This window comes from Vibrio sp. 2433-A1, from assembly GCF_056726085.1.
In genome coordinates, this window is sequence record NZ_JBRESC010000002.1 from 89564 (window position 1) to 106891 (window position 17328).

The window sequence follows — 17328 nt, forward strand, 5'->3', positions numbered from 1 at the left end:
ATGACTAGAACAGCAAAGAAATACTTAGCTTTTGTCATTTATGGTAATGATAAGACCTATTATCAGGGCGCTCACTTCTGCATCTTGTCTTTTTTAGCTAACTGGCAAGGAGACGAGAGCTCTAGGCCTGAGGTTGTTGTTCTTGCAGAAGAAACGGATCATTTTTCGGGGTTACCTATTCATCTTTTCCCAATTAATGCGGAGCAAAAGAGTGAGTGGAGCCTGAATAATACTTATCACTTTAGAATCAAAAATCGAGGCTTAAAGTACATTGGTGAACAGTTAGATCTAAAAGAAGAAGATAAGTTACTTTTCCTTGATACTGATACGTACTTTGAGCGGTCGACGAATATCTACTTTGATTCCATCTCTGCAGAGCAGTCACTGATGTTTTTTCCTGAAGTGTCAATCAACTCTCTGCCTGACACTAATGAATACGCTGTTATTCGTAACAAAATCTTTGATCTTGAGGATGGTTCGACTTATAGCGTCAATGACAAGTCGACAATGTGGGCTTCGGCTGTTATCGGAATTACCGGAATGCAATTGAAGGCATTTGACTATGCAGACCAACTTATCAAGGCGCTGCGTAACGGTGACTGTAAAGCTCATACATTGGAGCAGTTTGCTCTATCTGAAGCCTTGAGCCGAGAAGTAACATTAGTACCAAGCAAAGATTGGCTCAAGCACTATTCTACTAGCGGTCGTAAGGACTGGGGAAGAAAGGTGCTAGAAAGTTTCTTTGCGTCTCACGGTAATAAGCCTTTTGAAGAGCAAATAAAACTAGCAAAAGATGTTAGTTTTACTCGTCCGTTTTCCGAGGTGATTCGCGGTCATATATACAAAAAGAAGAAAAAACTGCGAAAGCTTTTCGGATTGAAAGAAGAATAAACGAGGGGGACTATTGTCCCCATACTTTTTTAAATAGTGGGATTAGCTTACTCGCACCATATTCACTTAGGTGGTCATCATCGAAGTATAGTGGTCTACCTTCGTCATCGCCATAGCAGTACTCTTGGTCGCAGAAAGTATCTGTCGGGTCGATAATCGTCACATCGCATCGACTCTCTAAATCAGCATAAAAAGCATCTACCTGTTCTGAGCGTGATAGGTAGTCAGACACAGGAATCTTAACCCTTATGTCATCTTTACCTTGTATTGCTCTCTTAAACATAGTCTTTGGAACATTATTGATAAGTTCAGGCGTTGTTTTTAGTACGACAACTGGAGAGTATTGACTGATTTGACATATCGTAGATCCAAACTGTGCTAAAAAGTTGGTGCGGTAGTTATCATCTATCACTGATGATCTCTTTTCATCAATAATCAGGTTGGCTTTTTCTCTTTCCCCTTTCCAATCTGCATCGTTTGCTCCCCACAGATATAAAGGAGTTCTATTCACTATAAATACAGGAACGCCTTGATACTGCTTTGATATCTTTTCAATACTGCTACTAACAAAGTTTCCGCAGTCTTCAGAGATAGTTCCATCGGGTAGAACTCTTTTGACTCCAGAAATAGTAGGGCATGAGCTCATGGTCCAGTCTAAAGTGGATACGTTCTCTGGCGTAGACTTCTCTACACTTCTTACGACAGACTGTGCGTGGCTATCACCAAGTACAATGGCACCCACTTCTCCATCACCATATTTACACCCGGGGACTTCCCCAAACTCTACATGGCATTGTTTACTTCTTGGGTTTCGATCTTGAATAGCCTCAGCGATGATTAGTTGGTTTTTACTTAACCTCCAAAGCAAGCCGTCACTGCCATAGATTAGTTGTCCAATAATGGCAGTGATTAGCATAATGACTACGGGTGGAAAAGTAAAAAATCCCTTAACTCTAGAATGCTTAACAATAGGCTTGTATTGCTCAATTGTTGAGTAAGACAGCCAGCCTAGAACCACTGACAGCAGGATGCCTATGGCATTAAGAAGTAGAGTGCTGCTAGTGAACGACTTGATGAAAACGTTAATAGGCCAATGCCATAGGTAAATGGAGTATGACCATAATCCTACGCGGGTTATTAATTTATTATCAAACTTTGATTGAAGATTTGGGCTACTCGCGTTGCCGTATAATACAAGGGCAGTCCCCAAAACGGGTAATAGTGATCCAAACCCTGGCCAAGGAGTCGTGTGATCAAAGAGAAATAGAGCACTGACTATGGCGCTTAAGCCAACCAAAGATAGACCTAATTGTACATTGCGAGAAAAAATCTGAGGAATTTTCTGGGTTGCAATTACACCGCCAATGAGCAATTCCCATGCTCTGGTGTGAAATAGGTAATAGGCTTGGTCTGGGTTGTTATGAACATAGTATAAACAAAGCGAAAAGCTCGTTATGGTTAAACACCACAATGCGAGGTTTAGGCTCACTTTAGGTAGAGCCTTTTTTATACTTACCAATAAAACGGGATAAACAAGGTAAAACTGCCATTCAACGGAGAGCGACCAAGTGTGGAGTAGCCACTTACTTTGCGCAGCAATGTCAAAGTAGCCGCTTTCTTTTAAGTAAGTGACGTTGGATACAAAGCCAATGCTGACTAATATGTGCTTGCCAAGCTTTCTCAGATCCCACGGTGTCAGGTAAAAAAGGCATACAACTAGTATCGTCATACACATAACTGCTAAGGCAGGGATAATACGTTTTGCTCTCGCTGCATAGAAGCTAGCAAAGGAAAAGTTTCCTTCGTCTAATTTGCTCGTGATAATCCTAGTCATTAAGTAGCCGGATATCACGAAGAAGATATCGACCCCTACATAGCCACCGGGTAAGTATGTCGAGAAAAAATGGAAGATTACTACGCTAACAACGGCGATAGCTCTCAGGGCATTAATATCGTGGCGAAAGTTCATGGTTTTATACGTCTTCGTTGCTTTTATAGCCTTCATCTAGGCTTATCCAAGCATAATCTGGGAGTTGGATTGTACCGAGCCGAAGCTCTTTGTCAAAAGAACGTTTGAGTCTATCTAGATTGCTTTGCTTCCAGCCACTATCTTTCTCTTCGGCCTTACACTTATCAAAGTCGATAATCCAAACTTGGTTGCTTTGGTCGATTAAAATATTGTGAATATTAAGGTCGGTGTGATTGACGCTTGCATCATGCATTTTCTTTATTTCCCAACCGACTTTTTTGAAAAGCTCTTTAGACAGAGCTTGTTGAGATAGCAATCCGACAAGGTCGTGAGCATTACTGATCCGCTGAACAATAATATCCGCTTGATAGGTTAGACCGCTTTTAGTCACTCGAGCTGCGATAGGAGCGGGCACATTTACATCGCATTCGCTCAGATGGCGTAATAGTTTTAACTCTTGATAGGCTCGCGTATCTTCTAGTGAGGTAAACCAATAGCTATCTTTGATGAGTTTGCCAAACAGCCCACCTCTGCGGTAATGCCTTAGTGCAAACTCACCTTGTTCCCCTTGTACAAACCAAGTTGTTCCACGGCCTTGAGCACTGCCTGTCACGGCATTGTTCGCTTGCCAGTATTCGATAGAGAAAGCCCGTTCAACATTTTCTGACAAAAGCAAAGGGTCGTGCCAGTATGTGGTGTTATTAATTTGGGTTTGCTTGAACATCTATCTCTGTCTCGACTTGGTCAGTTTATGGCATACTAGACAGATGATTATATCAAACACTTGCCACAAATGAGCCTCTCAAATAATTATCGAAAGATTCTTGTCATCGCAACACACTGCATTGGAGACAGTTTGTTGATTACAACCTTTACTCGTAGCCTTCGAGCAGCGTATCCAAATGCTCAAATAGATGTACTGGTGAATGCTAGAGGTGAGATGGTGTTTGGTACTAACCCAGATATTAATCAACTGGTTGAAATTCCTCCTCGTCCAAAGGTCAAAGATTACTTGCGTATTCTTCGTCAGCGTGGGCGTTATGATCTTGTCGTCAATGAAATGCTCAATGATCGCACTGCTATCTACAGCTTTGTGTTTGGGAAAAAGCGTCTAGGGGCTGTGGATGAGTCTCTTGGCGGCGCTTGGTTAAAGAAGTTTATCTTTAATCACCATATTGTTGAGCAACATCGTTTTGAACATAAAATGAGTCGCGCCGCGCGGATGCTGAAATTGATAGGGGTTGAGATCGAACCTCGACTCATTTCTCCAGAAGAAGCATTAACTAATCAGGTAATGAAGAAACTGCCCGACTCTTTCATTGTGGTTCATGCGCCATCATCCAATGAAATTAAGCAATGGCCTGTTAACTATTGGCTAGAGGTGATAACAGCGCTATTGGAGGATGGATACAAGATAGTGTTGACTGGGGCTGATATTCCACGCGATAGAATGATTGTGGAAGAGATCCTCGCCTCTTTACCTGAATCACCACATCTAGTGAGTGTTCTTGGTCAATTGACTCTTGCTCAAACATCGAGCTTACTAAAGATGAGCCAAGGCTTTGTTGGTCCTGACAGCGGACCTGGGCATATGGCATCGGGCTACCCAATCCCAATTGTTTCGATTATCAGTGTTGCACCTGCGAGCATGTGGTCACCATGGCCATACGCCTTGTCTGTCGATGTGGACAAGAATCTTTATACCAATGGCACGCCTGCTCAAACTGTAGGTAATATTCGTTTGGTTCAGTCACCGCGCGAATGTGTACCTTGTTATGGTAATAAATGTAAGATCAGTGATGATTTATATTCTCCATGCCTTCAAGATATTACCCCTGCTGCCGTCGTCGACGCTGTTAGAACAATGATTCCTTTGCAAGAGAGCGAGTAAATGATCCCTGAACCACAAAATATCTGTGTATTGAGGCTCTCTGCGATTGGCGATGTTTGCCATGCACTCTCTGTCGTGCAGCAGATTCAACAACGCTATCCGAGTTGTAACATTACTTGGATAATGGGAAAAATTGAGGCGCAATTATTAGGCGACCTTGAGGGTATTAATGTTGTTGTCTTCGATAAAAAACGCGGTTTTAAAGGAATGCAAGAGGTATGGCAGCAGCTTAAAGGGCAGCGCTTTGATTACCTATTACATATGCAGGTTGCATTGAGAGCAAGTCTGTTAACGCTTGGGATAAAAGCCAGAAAGCGAGTTGGGTTCAGTTGGAATAGAGCAAAAGAAGGTCAGTGGCTATTTACTAATGTTAAACTGCCTGCAACAGATGCACCTCATGTCCTTGACAATTTCGCTCAGTTTGCCCTTTACTTGGACTGTCCTGCCCAAGAGCCAAAGTGGGATATCCCCCTTGCAGAGAGCGATTATTCAGCGCTGGATCAACTTGGTGGTAAACCCTTTATTGTGATTAGCCCAGCAGCCAGTAAAGATGAGCGTAATTGGCTTCCCGAGCGTTATGCGAGTATTGCCGATTATGCGGCTGAAAAAGGTTATCAAGTCGTGCTTTGTGGTGCCCCTACTGATAGAGAGTATCGCCTAGCAGATAGCATCATAGGCTTTGCCGAGACATCGATTCATAATCTCGTTGGACAGACCAACTTAAAGCAATTAACGGCGGTACTCTCAAAAGCAGAAGTTGTGATTGCTCCCGACTCAGGCCCCGCCCATATTGCGACAACTCAAGGCACACCTGTTATTGGTCTCTATGTTCATAGCAACCCTCGCCGAACAGGACCTTATAATAGTTTGCCATATGTGGCTTCTGTTTATGATCAAGTTGCAGAAGCCACATATGGTAAAGTTGTCTCTGATTTACCTTGGGGTGCGAGGGTAAAAGGAACTGACTTAATGTCGAACATCTCTGTTGAGTTAGTCGAGCAGCAATTAGATAAAGTATTGACTGCACCACAAGCTGAAAAGCCAGCGGTGCAATAAGAAACGGAATATATAGGATAGTTATGCGTATCGCCATCTACCCAGGTACTTTCGATCCAGTGACCAATGGTCATTACGACTTAGTAAAACGAGCAGCGAGTATGTTCGATCACCTCGTTATTGGTGTTGCAGAAAGCCCGAGTAAGAATACGTTGTTCTCTCTTGAGGAGCGAGTAGCACTGCTGAGAGAAACCTGTTCAGAACTTAACAATGTATCAGTAGATGGCTTTAGTGGTCTGCTGGTTGATTTTGCAACAGAAAAGAAAGCGACGATATTGGTTCGCGGCTTGAGAACGACAATGGACTTTGAGTATGAGTTTGGCTTAACGACCATGTACCGCCGTCTTAAGCCAGAGCTTGAAAGCTTGTTTCTAACACCTGCTGAAGAGTATGCGTTTCTTTCTTCTACTCTTGTTCGTGAAGTCGCAATTCATGGCGGTGAAGTAGAGCAATTTGTTCCCAAGTGCGTTCACCGTGCGATTACCAAAAAGTTAGCGGCTAAATAGTAAAGAGAGTCCAATGAACATACTGATTTATACTCATGCGACTTTGCCTGTAGTGAATTACGGTGGCACTGAGCGTGTAATATGGGATCTTGTCTATGCTCTTCATCTACAAGGTCATCAGGTTACGCTTCTTGCTGGTAAAGGAACGGTTTGTGATTGGGCTAGGGTAATCGAGTACAACTCAGAGATGCCACTTGAAAATCAAATTCCTAGTGACGTCGATGTCGTGCATTTTCATGGTGATGTTGAGCCTATCTCGCGTCCTTACGTGATGACTCAACACGGCAATTCAAACGGACCTATTGATCCAAATACTATTTTTGTCTCTTCGCAGCACGCACGTAATCATGGAGCGCAAGCCTATGTGCACAACGGTCTGAACTGGGATAATTACCTCAAACCAGACCTAAACACTGATCGACAGCGCTTTCACTTTTTAGGTAAGGCGGCATGGCGAGTTAAGAATGTTCAAGGGGCGATTGATATAACCAAGCGAGCTGGTGAGCAACTCGATGTTCTTGGGGGGCATCGTCTCAATTTCAAGATGGGCTTTCGTTTGACACTAGACCGTCATGTCCGTTTCTTGGGGATGGTTGATGATACGACTAAGTCGCAAGTGATGACTAAATCTAAGGGGTTAATCTTCCCTGTGACTTGGCATGAACCTTTTGGACTTGCAATTACAGAAAGTCTCTACTTTGGTTGTCCTGTGTTTGGTACTCCTTATGGCTCACTTCCTGAACTCGTGAGTCGCGATGTCGGTTTTTTATCTGATAAACAATCAGAGCTTATTGAAGCTGTAGGTAGTTCTTCAAACTTTACTCCGACTATTTGCCATGAATATGCACAAGATTTGTTTAACGCGGATGTAATGGCGAAAGCGTATGTTGCTATGTATCAGAAGGTGACTTCAGGTGAGGCGCTTAATCCTCATTTAGGCAACATTATTACTGACTTTAAGCGTCTACCTTACATAAAGTAAGACCACGCATGTGCGTGGTCAATCTATGATTAATAACCGACATAGGGATCATTGCCATCTCTGCGCGTCTTGAGTAATTTAAGTATCCACATATATTGCTCTGGACGCGGACTGACAAATTGCTCGACCACTTCATTCATGACTCGAGCGTCTTTATGTTCGTCGCCAGATAACTCCTCAATCGGCGCTTTTATCTCAATCTCATACTTGCCAGTTTCGATATTGTAGCTGGCAAAAGTCGGAACAATTTTAGCGCGGCTCACTTTAGCTAGCTTACCTAGCCCCGGGAGTGTGGCTTTTTCTGTCGCGAAGAAATCAACGAAAATGCTTTGTTCGGGGCCGTGGTCTTGGTCCGGTAAGTAGTAACCCAAATAGCCATCTTTTACCGATTTAATGAACGGTTTAATGCCACCACTTCGGTGATAAACTCGACCACCATATTGAACTCGCTGTTTATGCATCAACCAGTCGGTAACAGGGTTCTTCTGGCTATTGACTATTCCAGATACAGGCAACCCACGCGATGCCAGTAATATTGCTGGGATATCAATACACCAAGAATGTGGCAGAAGCAAAATAACACTTTGACCGCTCTCTCTTAGTGTGTGAAGGTGTTCAATTCCCTTTATCTCAGACTGCTTTTCAAGCCATTTTTTACTTCTCAGAGTAATAGCGGGAAAGCCAAGTAGAAATGCTCCGGCTGTCGTTAAGCATTTTTCTAGGATGGCTTCACGCTCTTGCTCAGATTTTTCTGGGAAGCAAAGTGATAAGTTAATACGAGCTTTTTGAATAGAGCCTTTTTGCTTTTTACACAGTTTCTTAGCGACAAAGGATGCCACTGAAGCCCTAACTGAATTAGGCAGTAAAGAAATAGGTAACCCAATTAATAGCCCAAGCCATGTACCCCAATGTTTGGGAGCAAGGAACGCTTTCTGGAATGTTGGGTTATATGCTTTAGGGTCGTAGTCGTTGCGATCTGTAGTCACGAAAAACCTTTATCTGACAAGAAAAGAAAAAAGCCAAGAGTTATTGCTAAGATAACGCCTTGGCTTTCAATCAGCAAATAGTTCGATCAGCTGTTAATCAAGCTCATATATTCAGCAACGCCTTCGGCGACTGTTTTGAACTGGTGTTCACAGCCTGCTGCACGCAGTTTTGTTAGGTCTGCTTGAGTAAATTCTTGGTATGCGCCTTTAAGGTGCTCAGGGAATGGGATCGTTTCTACTTCACCCTTACCATGGAACTTAATCACAGCTTTAGCGACTTCTTCGAAAGATTCGGCGTTACCTGTACCTAGGTTAAAGATGCCTGATTGGCCGCTTTCCAAAAACGATAAGTTTACTGCTGCAACATCACCGACGTAAACGAAGTCACGTTTGAAAGTCTCGCTACCAGCAAATAGCTTTGGATTTTCGCCTGCATTCATCTGGTTGTTTAGATGGAAGGCAACAGATGCCATTGAGCCTTTGTGTTGCTCACGTGGACCATAAACGTTGAAGTAACGGAAGCCCGTAATCTGAGACAATTGCTCACCATGCTCTTTTGCATCTTGCCAAATACGGCGTACATAGTTATCAAACTGCTGCTTTGAGTAGCCGTATACGTTTAGTGCACCTTCGTACTGTTTCTCTTCAATGAAAGTATCTGTTTCACCGTAAGTCGCAGCTGAAGAAGCATAAAGGAATGGGATTTCACGTTCTAGACAGAAATGCAGTAGCTCTTTTGAATACTCATAGTTATTGAGCATCATGTATTTGCCATCCCATTCAGTCGTAGCAGAACAAGCACCTTCATGGAAGATAGCTTCGATAGGCCCAAAGTCATCACCAGCCATGACTTGAGTTAGAAAATCGTCACGGTCCATGTAATCTGTGATGTCTAAATCAACCAAGTTCTGGAACTTTTTACCGTTCTTAAGATTGTCGACTACCAAAATGTCGTTAATGCCTTTTTCATTTAATGCTTTAACGATGTTGCTGCCAATCATGCCAGCGCCGCCTGTTACGATGATCATAAATATATCTCTGATAAAAGTTATTTAAAGTAATAAGATAGATTCTATCTAAATGCAGATAACTAGTGAGGTTTAGTCGGGATCACTTAGGCACCCACTGATACCACCGCTAGCACTAATGCATGCACCCTGGACAAAACCAGCATCTTCAGATGCAAGAAAGCTTGCCAATTTAGCCACTTCAATGGGAGTGCCAACGCGCCCCATCGGATGAAAAGATTCAAGTTGGCGGTATTTATCTTCTTTTCCTTCGAAACCTGCCTTTAACATATCAGTTGCTATCGCTGCAGGTTCTATAGCATTTATACGCACTTGATTACCGATATCTAGTACCATATTTCTCGTCATAGCGCTCAAAGCAGCTTTAGTTGTAGCGTAAGCAACAAATTCTTTTTTTGTTTGTGTTGCGTGTATACTACTAATATTGACAATGGAGCCGCATTCTTTTATCAAATCTGGTAAAAATAGCTGAGACAAAAAAAATGGCGCGGTCAGATTAACATTGAAGCTAGATGTCCACTGTTCTCTAGTTAATGTCTCTGTAGGAGATAGTAGCTGTATCGCAGCGTTATTTATCAAAGTATTTATATTAGCACCAGATGTAATGGTTTTTACATTCTTATAGAATGTACTACTGAAGCTTTCACTTAGAGCTATATTTTCCAAATCTAGTTTTAAGAAAAAAACGTTATCCAGCTCATCAAAGTTATTTGCTTCTTCCTTTATGTCAGTTGCAATAACAAAGTAGCCTTTATTGGCAAACTCTTGGACTAGTGCTTTTCCAATACCTCCGTGAGCTCCAGTAACTAGAGCCCACTTATTGAGCTTATTTGTCATTTTGTCTTACCTAATAGAAAAGATGCAATCTCTTCTAATGCTTTATATGTAGCTCTACGAACACCTTCTTTCGTATTTGAACCATTATGTGACCCGAATATACATTGGGGCATCGTACGTAGTCGAGAATCCACAGGTAAAGGTTCCTCTTCAAAAACATCTAGCCCTGCTGCTGAAATATGACCGCTATCCAATGCCATGATAAGTTCGTCTTCGTCAATCAATGGACCTCGTGCCACATTGACAATCATCGAGCCTTTTTTCATTAGAGAAAGTACTTCACGGTTTATCATGTGAAAATTATTCTCATTTAGAGAGCACGTTAGTATCAGAAAGTCACATTCTGCAATGCCTTCAGGGAATGACTTACGTTGTATAAAACCATAACCTTTAGTCCCTTCTACCATTGGGTCATAAACCGTTGCAGAGACATCGAAACCACTAAGTCTCTTAACTAAGCTTTGGCCAATATCACCAAAGCCCACGATTCCGATATGTTTGCCTGATATGCTCATACCTGATGGCTTCGGCCAAGAAAAATTATTGCGAATCTCTCTATCAACATAATGTGTTTGGCGGGCAAGTGAAAGCAACATAGACATCCCTAAGTCAGCCACCTCTCCACCAAACATGTTGGGTGTATTGGTGATTGGAATGCTGAGTTCTCTACAAGCTTCAAAGTCCACGTTGTCAACGCCGATACCCCATTTGACAGCGGCTTTCAAATTGCCACTAACACCTGCCTCGAAGACTTTTTTTGTCGCTGGATCATCTCCAATAATCCATCCATCGTAGTGTGGAAGCATGGCAATTAATTCGTCTTCAGACAGTGTTTGGGTAGTCTGTGCAGGTACAAGATTTATCCCTAACTGTTTGGCTGGCTCAATAAATTCGTTGAGCATTCCTAGCATCGGTGGGCAGGTAACTAATACTTTCATTTCTACTCCATTAAGTGTTTGTTAAATCTTAGTAGTATTATAAGATGCTAGTGCAGCAACAACATCCCAATCATGAGGCTCATCGATATCAAATGACTCCAGAGGAGGAGTTTCCATCATTAATGGTTTTTGCCCAATACGAGCGTTGGTGCTAGCGAAAGACTCTTTAGTGAAGAAGTATAAGCATGAGTTTTCTTCATACCATGCTTCGAGATCCTGGGTACGAATTAGATTGTTTGGATCATGATTGACTGCGCTAGCATCCTCACGATAAAAACGCGTCTGGGTTTTATTAACGCTAAAGAGAGAATCATTTTTAGGGTTTTCGATTAACTTCTTTAATCCGGCTTTAATTGTACTTGGTTTTATTAATGGATTTGTTGTATGAGTCATAATGTATATATCGGCGTTGGTAGCCTTTATATCGTCAGATATTATGTTATTCATACTTACAAAGTCGCCACAAAGTTCAGGCTTTCTGTCTCTAATAGTAACTCTATTACTCTCCTTTAGCCCGTTATTTAATAATATGTCACGAGCATCAGTGTTAATTATTACTTCATCTATTTCCTCAACAGATAATAGAGCGTCTAGGATCCACTGAAATAAAGGTTTTCCTTCAAGTAGTCTAAAGTTCTTACCTTTAACGCGCTCGCTGTTAGCTTTCATCGGAAGTAGAGCAACGATTTTTTTAGTCATGATATTTTCCTTTTTCTAAATTTTTAGGATAGAAATACATTAACTTTTTCTGTTTAGATAGTTTACGCACTTCATGATTTCCTATATAGGTTCCCCAATAATGATTGAATCTAAATAGTAGAATATCGATAAAGTTACGTAAGAAACACTTCTTTCTTATCGCTGAGGCGCTGTCACTCAGAACACTAGAAATGTAGTATCTGAAGACATCACTAAGAGAAAAGTGTACATCCGGCATTATATCCTTTAGGGCATATGCTTCTCTTTCGTAACGAGTGCGGACTTGTTTCCATGATTCGTCATGTATGTGGTAGACTGACGCATTGGCTACATAAGCTACTTTTCCGCCGTTAGATATAAGCCTTTTGGCTAGATGCATATCCTCTAACCCAGTTAACATCTCACAAAATTTATATTGATTCCAGACACTGCGAGTTATTGCTGCATTAGCGTTGTTACAAAAATATCCATCCTGGGGAACCTTGCTGTATTCAGGAAACCATTTGTCAAAATGGCATTGTTCTGAGAATTTTGTACTGTCTCGCCCTATTTGGCGTCCGTAGGAATACTGAGTGCTGCCTTCAATCAGTGGGCGGCATAACTCATCTAGCCAATCGTTTGAGGCGGGGATACAGTGTCCACTTATGAACACTAGGTAATCTCCTTTGGCAAAGTTACATCCAAGGTTCAGGGAACGACCAAAAGTAAATTCTTCTTTGCTGATTGAAGTTATTCTTGCGCCATAACTTCTCGCAATTTCGAGTGTTCTATCCGACGATCCTGAGTCAATAATCACTATTTCTAATTCGACTAAGTTGCAATTTTGTTTTGAAATAGAAGATAGTAGTTCATCTAGATATTTTTCTTCGTTAAGGGTCCTAATTACGACACTAGCTAACATGATTTCTCCAGTTTAAATGCTGGGACATCTAGCCCTCTTACATTAAGTTCGTGAATGAATATACTGCCAGATAAGGGGGAGGCATTTAGTTCGTGATCAGACATAGACTCCCTAGCGCTTGTAATTAATAGATGCTTCCCGTCTGGACCACCGAAACAGCAGCTGCTAGGTTGAAGAATGGGTAAGGGTAGCTCATCAATAACCGTTCCATGCTGATCTAGGCATGCGACCTTAGCTCCCCCCCAGAGTGCAACCCATAAGTTACCCTCTACATCAAACGCTCCACCATCGGGAGTCGAACAGCTTTTTGATAAGTCGAAGAACTCTTGGCCGATCAAATCTAATTCTCCATCAATGTAGGAATGTTTGTATATCTTTTTACAATAGGAATCGCTGATTAGCATATGTTGATGACAAGGGGAACAAGCGAATGTATTTGGAATACCAATATTAAGGGAGTGCTCGGATACATGAAGTGAGGGCGCAACAGAATATACGCTACCATTTTGTCCTGTAGGCGTAGTTTCCATAGTACCGAACCATATTTTTCCATCGATTCCAACACATCCGTCGTTGGTTCTGAGGCCCTCTTTCACGGGCAATGTTGCTAATAGGCATATTTGATGAGTATCAACGTTAAACGAAAACAAACCTTGCTTCGAGATCAATAACAGGTTGCCATCCGAGCCTAAGATTAAGCATGTTACCTGCATTGGTAGGTGTATCGTTTTCATTTTGAAATCTAGTTTTTGAACGGAATGGAATGGTATCTCAAGGAGCCTTTGCTCTACAATGTCAATAAAAAACCAACTCTGTCTAGCACTATGCCACAACGGAGATTCGCCTAGTATTGTAGGTGGAGCTAATTCTAAAGCTTTTGCTGACATACCTTAATTCTCTGGATTAAAAATGAACGTGAGTATTCTACTCTGTAACTTCAATAGAACTCAATGAGTGCGTCAATTTTACTGGGTATATATGGATGCCTATAGCTTGATACGTTAATCTTGTGGATGCGGTACGGATGTGATGTCAGCAGTGAAGTCACAAATTGCATAATGAGTACAGCGATCACAGAATTGTGATGGAAGTCTTTATGCTTCCAAGATACCATTCTCGCTTGCGTTTGAGCAATGATTTACAATTGCTCAGCTTTTTATTGAAACACTTTTTTTGTATTGGCTATGTTTGGACATATTGAAATCTATGATTGATATTATTGCACATCGCGGTTTTTGGGTGACTCCAGAAGAAAAAAACATGCGCGTTGCATTTATGCGCGCAATTGACAATGGATTTGGTATAGAAACTGACTTACGAGACTATGGAGAAAAGCTAGTAATTAGCCATGATATCCCAAATGAAAATAGTTTGAGTTACGTAGATTTTCTAAAGCTTGTTGCAAATAATAAGGAAATAACATTAGCGCTAAATGTTAAGTCAGATGGTTTACAAAAGGAAGTTCAAGGAAATCCATTGAGGAATCCTCATTTTTTCTTCGATATGTCTATCCCTGACATGCTTGGTTATATGAATGAAAATTTGAATTTTTACACAAGATATTCAAATTTAGAAAAGGAGCCCATATTATATTCAGAGTGTTATGGTGTATGGGTAGATAATTTTATTGACGACACATTGAATTTATGTGCAGTTGATGGTTTTCTTAATGATGGTAAATATGTTGCTCTTGTATCTCCAGAATTACATGGTAGAGAACATGATAGGTACTGGTCTGATCTCAAACAGTACCTTAGTAAAAACATAAAATTTATGAAAAAAGTAAGTATATGCACGGATTTTCCTGACAAGGCAATGGAATACTTCAAATGAAAAGAAATATTAAAGCAATCATCTTCGATATGGACGGAGTTTTAATTGATGCAAAAGATTGGCATTATGATGCACTAAATAAGGCGTTAGATATATTTGGCCTTACGATTAGTCGACACGACCATTTAGTGACATTCGATGGTTTGTCTACTGGGCAAAAGCTCAAAATGCTTTCTAAAACTCACGTATTACCAGAATCACTGCATCCTTTCATTAATGAAATGAAACAGCAGTATACAATGGATATTACACATCAACTCTGTAAGCCTGTTTTTCACCATCAATATGCATTATCAAAACTAAAAGAAAATGGTTATAAGTTGGCAGTCGCATCTAATTCAGTTAGAAATACAGTTAAAGTTATGATGGATAAAGCTGCTTTAGCCGATTATTTAGAATTCTTTTTGTCAAATCAAGATGTTGCAAATGGTAAGCCTGATCCTGAAATCTATAATCTAGCAATAGAAAAGTTAGGCTTGAAGCCAGATGAGTGCGTTATTGTCGAGGACAATGAAAATGGTTTACGCGCAGCTCGAGCAGCAGGAGCTCACGTTTTAAGAGTGGATACTGTAAATGATGTAACGTACGATGCCATCATTAATTTTATTGAAAAGGTGGAAAATATAAATGATTAATATCTTAATTCCCCTAGCTGGAAAGAATACTTTTGCTACTAACACTACTAATGCCTTTCCGAAAATATTAAGTGATGTAGGTGGTGAATTGCTCATAGAGCGAGCAGCTAAGCCATTTATCACTCTAAGCATGGATAAAAAAATAGTTGTTGCAGTACCAAAATTAGAAGTAGAGAAGTATAAACTCAACAATGTAATTCCCCTTCTATCAGATGATGTAGAGCTGTGTATAATTAATGGGGATACAAAAGGTGCAGCCTGTTCAGCATTACTTGCGATAGAGAAATTAGACCTTGATAAACCTTTAGTCATTTCCAGTTTCGAGCAAGTACTTGACTTCGATTTAGCTCCATACTTTGATGAATTTATTAGCAAAGGCTGCGATGCTGGGGTGCTAACGTTTGAAGCAATCCACCCCAAATGGTCGTATGTTAAAGTTAATCGGGAGGGGGGTGTAGTACAAACTGCAGAGAAAGACCCGATTAGTAAAAATGCAATTGCCGGTATTTATTTCTTTAAAAACGCTCGACTATTTTTAGACGCTGCAAAAAATATGATTCGTAAAGATGTGAAGACCAATGATCTGTTTTATATTTCTCCAACTATTAATGAGGTAATCTTGAATGAAGGTATAGTGAAAGCGATACCTATTGATAAAAAACATTACTTTCATATAAATGATGAGCATGCTTTGGTAAGCTATGAAGATAAAGTAGCATCTGAAAAAGATAGTACTGCTGACTTGTTGCTAAAGAAAACTGAGCAGTATGTTCATGCATTTAACGATAAAAAAATCCAAGATGTTAAATCATTCTTTTCCCCAAACTTCCGTCTAACAGACCCTAGTGTTAGACTGCAAGGAATTGAGGAGGTAGGTGACTATATTGCTAGTATTTTTGATGAATCAAAATCACTGAGCTTTAAAGCGAAAGACATCTTTGCTTCAAAAGAATATCAAAGTGTCATAGAGTTTGAGTTAGAGATTGACGGTAGCTCTTTACTAGGTACTGACGTCATTCGTTGGACTGAAAACTTAGAAATGGTCAGTATGGACGCTTACCTTTATGAGAAAAAAAATGAACAAGAGTAATTTAAATGATTTTGTAAGAGGATGGTTTGTAGGCGGTTTTGAACCATCGCTTTATAACACTACAGATGTTGAAATAGCAGTTCAAAAGTTTAAAAAAGGAGATAAGGAGGCCTCTCATTGTCATAAAATTGCAACGGAAATTACAGTCATAGTTTCGGGTTTAGCTCGAATGAACAACATTCTCCTTAATGAAGGCGATATACTGAAAATACTACCAGGCGAATATACAGACTTTGAAGCGCTTGACGATACGATCACAGTGGTTGCAAAATTGCCGGGAGCGTTGAACGATAAATATTTAGAGGAAGAAAGATAGTGTTAAATATAGTAGTTCCTATGGCTGGTAAAGGAAGTCGTTTCGCTAACGCAGGGTACTCTCTTCCAAAGCCCCTTATTGATGTGCATGGAAAGCATATGATTGAGGTTGTAATAAATAATCTTAAGCCTCAATGTGAACATCGATTTATATTTGTTTGTCAAAATGAACATATTGAAAAATATGAACTTAGGCGTGTGTTTAGTAATGCTTGCGAGAATTTTGAAATAATTGGTATTGACGGTGTTACTGAAGGCGCAGCAATTACAGTACTGAAAGCTAGGGAATATATTAATAACAACTCTCCACTTATGATCGCAAATTCTGATCAGTGGATAGATGCTGATATTAATGCCTACATCAAGGATATGGCAGATCGCAATCTCGACGGATCTATGTTGACGATGAAAGCTGATGATCCTAAGTGGTCATACGCAAAAGTAAACTCTGAATCACTTGTTACCGAGGTTGTAGAGAAAGTTGTAGTATCTGACGAGGCTACAGTAGGAATATACAATTTCAAAAGAGGCTCAGATTTTTGTCGATATGCGGATGAAATGATCGAGGACAATATTCGTAGTAATGGAGAGTTTTATGTGGCTCCAGTATATACTTTCTTAGTCAATTCTAGCGCAGCGAAGATAGGTGTATACAATATAGGCGAAGAGGGGAGAGGGATGTATGGTCTAGGCATTCCAAGTGACCTAGAGTTATTTTTAAACATACCTGAGTTAGTTAATAAAGCTACAAACTTTTAATTAGGACGGAGC

Annotated in this window: 19 protein-coding genes; 10 read left to right on the forward strand and 9 right to left on the reverse strand. The window is 40.6% G+C overall.

Features of this window, described 5'->3' with window-relative positions; translation table 11 throughout:
• Complete coding sequence (locus ACU01J_RS02890; RefSeq protein ID WP_481084332.1) at positions 1 to 891, forward strand: hypothetical protein; 891 nt, start codon at positions 1 to 3, stop codon at positions 889 to 891.
• A gap of 10 nt (positions 892 to 901) precedes the next feature.
• On the opposite strand, the gene ACU01J_RS02895 is transcribed toward ACU01J_RS02890, so the two are convergent.
• Positions 902 to 2896 carry an acyltransferase family protein gene (locus ACU01J_RS02895; RefSeq protein WP_481084333.1) on the reverse strand — a complete coding sequence of 665 codons (1995 nt, stop codon included), beginning with the start codon at positions 2894 to 2896 and terminating at the stop codon, positions 902 to 904.
• A complete protein-coding gene (locus ACU01J_RS02900) occupies positions 2865 to 3584 on the reverse strand; it encodes a 3-deoxy-D-manno-octulosonic acid kinase (RefSeq protein ID WP_481084334.1) in 720 nt (239 codons plus the stop codon). Before ACU01J_RS02900 ends, ACU01J_RS02895 begins: the two co-directional genes overlap by 32 nt.
• Before the next feature lie 69 nt (positions 3585 to 3653).
• Between ACU01J_RS02900 and ACU01J_RS02905 the strand changes: the two genes are divergently transcribed.
• The 4 genes from ACU01J_RS02905 to ACU01J_RS02920 are packed head-to-tail and all read left to right on the forward strand — an operon-like array spanning position 3654 to position 7295.
• The gene (locus tag ACU01J_RS02905; protein WP_481084335.1) at positions 3654 to 4751 is read left to right on the forward strand and encodes a glycosyltransferase family 9 protein; all 1098 of its coding nucleotides are present in this window, start codon (positions 3654 to 3656) and stop codon (positions 4749 to 4751) included.
• Positions 4752 to 5807 (forward strand): glycosyltransferase family 9 protein, encoded by a 1056-nt coding sequence (locus tag ACU01J_RS02910; RefSeq protein ID WP_481084336.1) that lies wholly within the window; start codon positions 4752 to 4754, stop codon positions 5805 to 5807.
• A 23-nt stretch (positions 5808 to 5830) separates the two neighbouring features.
• Complete coding sequence (gene coaD, locus ACU01J_RS02915) at positions 5831 to 6313, forward strand: pantetheine-phosphate adenylyltransferase (protein ID WP_053438737.1); 483 nt, start codon at positions 5831 to 5833, stop codon at positions 6311 to 6313.
• A 13-nt stretch (positions 6314 to 6326) separates the two neighbouring features.
• Positions 6327 to 7295: a glycosyltransferase gene (locus ACU01J_RS02920; protein ID WP_481084337.1), complete on the forward strand. Its 969-nt coding sequence runs from the start codon at positions 6327 to 6329 to the stop codon at positions 7293 to 7295.
• 29 nt (positions 7296 to 7324) lie between these two features.
• Here ACU01J_RS02920 and lpxM read toward each other — a convergent pair whose 3' ends face one another.
• From lpxM to ACU01J_RS02955, 7 genes are all read right to left on the reverse strand, one after another.
• Complete coding sequence (gene lpxM / locus ACU01J_RS02925; protein WP_481084338.1) at positions 7325 to 8281, reverse strand: lauroyl-Kdo(2)-lipid IV(A) myristoyltransferase; 957 nt, start codon at positions 8279 to 8281, stop codon at positions 7325 to 7327.
• An 86-nt stretch (positions 8282 to 8367) separates the two neighbouring features.
• Positions 8368 to 9309 (reverse strand): ADP-glyceromanno-heptose 6-epimerase, encoded by a 942-nt coding sequence (rfaD, locus tag ACU01J_RS02930; RefSeq protein WP_481084339.1) that lies wholly within the window; start codon positions 9307 to 9309, stop codon positions 8368 to 8370.
• Positions 9310 to 9381: 72 nt separating this feature from the next.
• Positions 9382 to 10146, reverse strand: a complete 765-nt coding sequence (locus ACU01J_RS02935; RefSeq protein ID WP_481084340.1) for an SDR family NAD(P)-dependent oxidoreductase — start codon at positions 10144 to 10146, stop codon at positions 9382 to 9384.
• Positions 10143 to 11084 (reverse strand): phosphoglycerate dehydrogenase, encoded by a 942-nt coding sequence (locus ACU01J_RS02940; RefSeq protein WP_481084341.1) that lies wholly within the window; start codon positions 11082 to 11084, stop codon positions 10143 to 10145. Before ACU01J_RS02940 ends, ACU01J_RS02935 begins: the two co-directional genes overlap by 4 nt.
• 21 nt (positions 11085 to 11105) lie before the next feature.
• A complete protein-coding gene (locus ACU01J_RS02945) occupies positions 11106 to 11783 on the reverse strand; it encodes an acylneuraminate cytidylyltransferase family protein (protein WP_481084342.1) in 678 nt (225 codons plus the stop codon).
• Positions 11776 to 12684: a glycosyltransferase family 2 protein gene (locus tag ACU01J_RS02950; RefSeq protein ID WP_481084343.1), complete on the reverse strand. Its 909-nt coding sequence runs from the start codon at positions 12682 to 12684 to the stop codon at positions 11776 to 11778. Before ACU01J_RS02950 ends, ACU01J_RS02945 begins: the two co-directional genes overlap by 8 nt.
• Entirely contained in the window at positions 12678 to 13571 is an 894-nt protein-coding gene (locus ACU01J_RS02955; RefSeq protein WP_481084344.1) for an SMP-30/gluconolactonase/LRE family protein, read from the reverse strand. Before ACU01J_RS02955 ends, ACU01J_RS02950 begins: the two co-directional genes overlap by 7 nt.
• A gap of 319 nt (positions 13572 to 13890) precedes the next feature.
• Here ACU01J_RS02955 and ACU01J_RS02960 point away from each other — a divergent pair, with 319 nt between their 5' ends.
• Genes ACU01J_RS02960 through ACU01J_RS02980 form a run of 5 tightly spaced genes read left to right on the forward strand, consistent with a single transcriptional unit; the run spans position 13891 to position 17316 of the window.
• Positions 13891 to 14517: a PI-PLC domain-containing protein gene (locus ACU01J_RS02960; protein ID WP_481084345.1), complete on the forward strand. Its 627-nt coding sequence runs from the start codon at positions 13891 to 13893 to the stop codon at positions 14515 to 14517.
• Complete coding sequence (locus ACU01J_RS02965) at positions 14514 to 15152, forward strand: HAD family hydrolase (protein WP_481084346.1); 639 nt, start codon at positions 14514 to 14516, stop codon at positions 15150 to 15152. The genes ACU01J_RS02960 and ACU01J_RS02965 overlap by 4 nt, the downstream gene beginning before the upstream one ends.
• Complete coding sequence (locus ACU01J_RS02970) at positions 15145 to 16242, forward strand: nuclear transport factor 2 family protein (RefSeq protein ID WP_481084347.1); 1098 nt, start codon at positions 15145 to 15147, stop codon at positions 16240 to 16242. The genes ACU01J_RS02965 and ACU01J_RS02970 overlap by 8 nt, the downstream gene beginning before the upstream one ends.
• Positions 16229 to 16558 carry a hypothetical protein gene (locus ACU01J_RS02975; protein ID WP_481084348.1) on the forward strand — a complete coding sequence of 110 codons (330 nt, stop codon included), beginning with the start codon at positions 16229 to 16231 and terminating at the stop codon, positions 16556 to 16558. The genes ACU01J_RS02970 and ACU01J_RS02975 overlap by 14 nt, the downstream gene beginning before the upstream one ends.
• On the forward strand, positions 16558 to 17316 hold the full coding sequence (locus ACU01J_RS02980) for a glycosyltransferase family 2 protein (protein ID WP_481084349.1): 759 nt from the start codon (positions 16558 to 16560) through the stop codon (positions 17314 to 17316). Before ACU01J_RS02975 ends, ACU01J_RS02980 begins: the two co-directional genes overlap by 1 nt.
• Positions 17317 to 17328 lie beyond the last annotated feature (12 nt).

What these genes read in the sequence shown, in the direction of transcription:
- ACU01J_RS02890 (WP_481084332.1), top strand. Translation starts at nt 1, where the DNA reads ATGACTAGAACAGCAAAGAAATACTTAGCTTTTGTCATTTATGGTAAT.
- ACU01J_RS02895 (WP_481084333.1), bottom strand. Translation starts at nt 2,896, where the DNA reads ATGAAGGCTATAAAAGCAACGAAGACGTATAAAACCATGAACTTTCGC.
- ACU01J_RS02900 (WP_481084334.1), bottom strand. Translation starts at nt 3,584, where the DNA reads ATGTTCAAGCAAACCCAAATTAATAACACCACATACTGGCACGACCCT.
- ACU01J_RS02905 (WP_481084335.1), top strand. Translation starts at nt 3,654, where the DNA reads ATGAGCCTCTCAAATAATTATCGAAAGATTCTTGTCATCGCAACACAC.
- ACU01J_RS02910 (WP_481084336.1), top strand. Translation starts at nt 4,752, where the DNA reads ATGATCCCTGAACCACAAAATATCTGTGTATTGAGGCTCTCTGCGATT.
- coaD (WP_053438737.1), top strand. Translation starts at nt 5,831, where the DNA reads ATGCGTATCGCCATCTACCCAGGTACTTTCGATCCAGTGACCAATGGT.
- ACU01J_RS02920 (WP_481084337.1), top strand. Translation starts at nt 6,327, where the DNA reads ATGAACATACTGATTTATACTCATGCGACTTTGCCTGTAGTGAATTAC.
- rfaD (WP_481084339.1), bottom strand. Translation starts at nt 9,309, where the DNA reads ATGATCATCGTAACAGGCGGCGCTGGCATGATTGGCAGCAACATCGTT.
- ACU01J_RS02935 (WP_481084340.1), bottom strand. Translation starts at nt 10,146, where the DNA reads ATGACAAATAAGCTCAATAAGTGGGCTCTAGTTACTGGAGCTCACGGA.
- ACU01J_RS02940 (WP_481084341.1), bottom strand. Translation starts at nt 11,084, where the DNA reads ATGAAAGTATTAGTTACCTGCCCACCGATGCTAGGAATGCTCAACGAA.
- ACU01J_RS02945 (WP_481084342.1), bottom strand. Translation starts at nt 11,783, where the DNA reads ATGACTAAAAAAATCGTTGCTCTACTTCCGATGAAAGCTAACAGCGAG.
- ACU01J_RS02950 (WP_481084343.1), bottom strand. Translation starts at nt 12,684, where the DNA reads ATGTTAGCTAGTGTCGTAATTAGGACCCTTAACGAAGAAAAATATCTA.
- ACU01J_RS02955 (WP_481084344.1), bottom strand. Translation starts at nt 13,571, where the DNA reads ATGTCAGCAAAAGCTTTAGAATTAGCTCCACCTACAATACTAGGCGAA.
- ACU01J_RS02960 (WP_481084345.1), top strand. Translation starts at nt 13,891, where the DNA reads ATGATTGATATTATTGCACATCGCGGTTTTTGGGTGACTCCAGAAGAA.
- ACU01J_RS02965 (WP_481084346.1), top strand. Translation starts at nt 14,514, where the DNA reads ATGAAAAGAAATATTAAAGCAATCATCTTCGATATGGACGGAGTTTTA.
- ACU01J_RS02970 (WP_481084347.1), top strand. Translation starts at nt 15,145, where the DNA reads ATGATTAATATCTTAATTCCCCTAGCTGGAAAGAATACTTTTGCTACT.
- ACU01J_RS02975 (WP_481084348.1), top strand. Translation starts at nt 16,229, where the DNA reads ATGAACAAGAGTAATTTAAATGATTTTGTAAGAGGATGGTTTGTAGGC.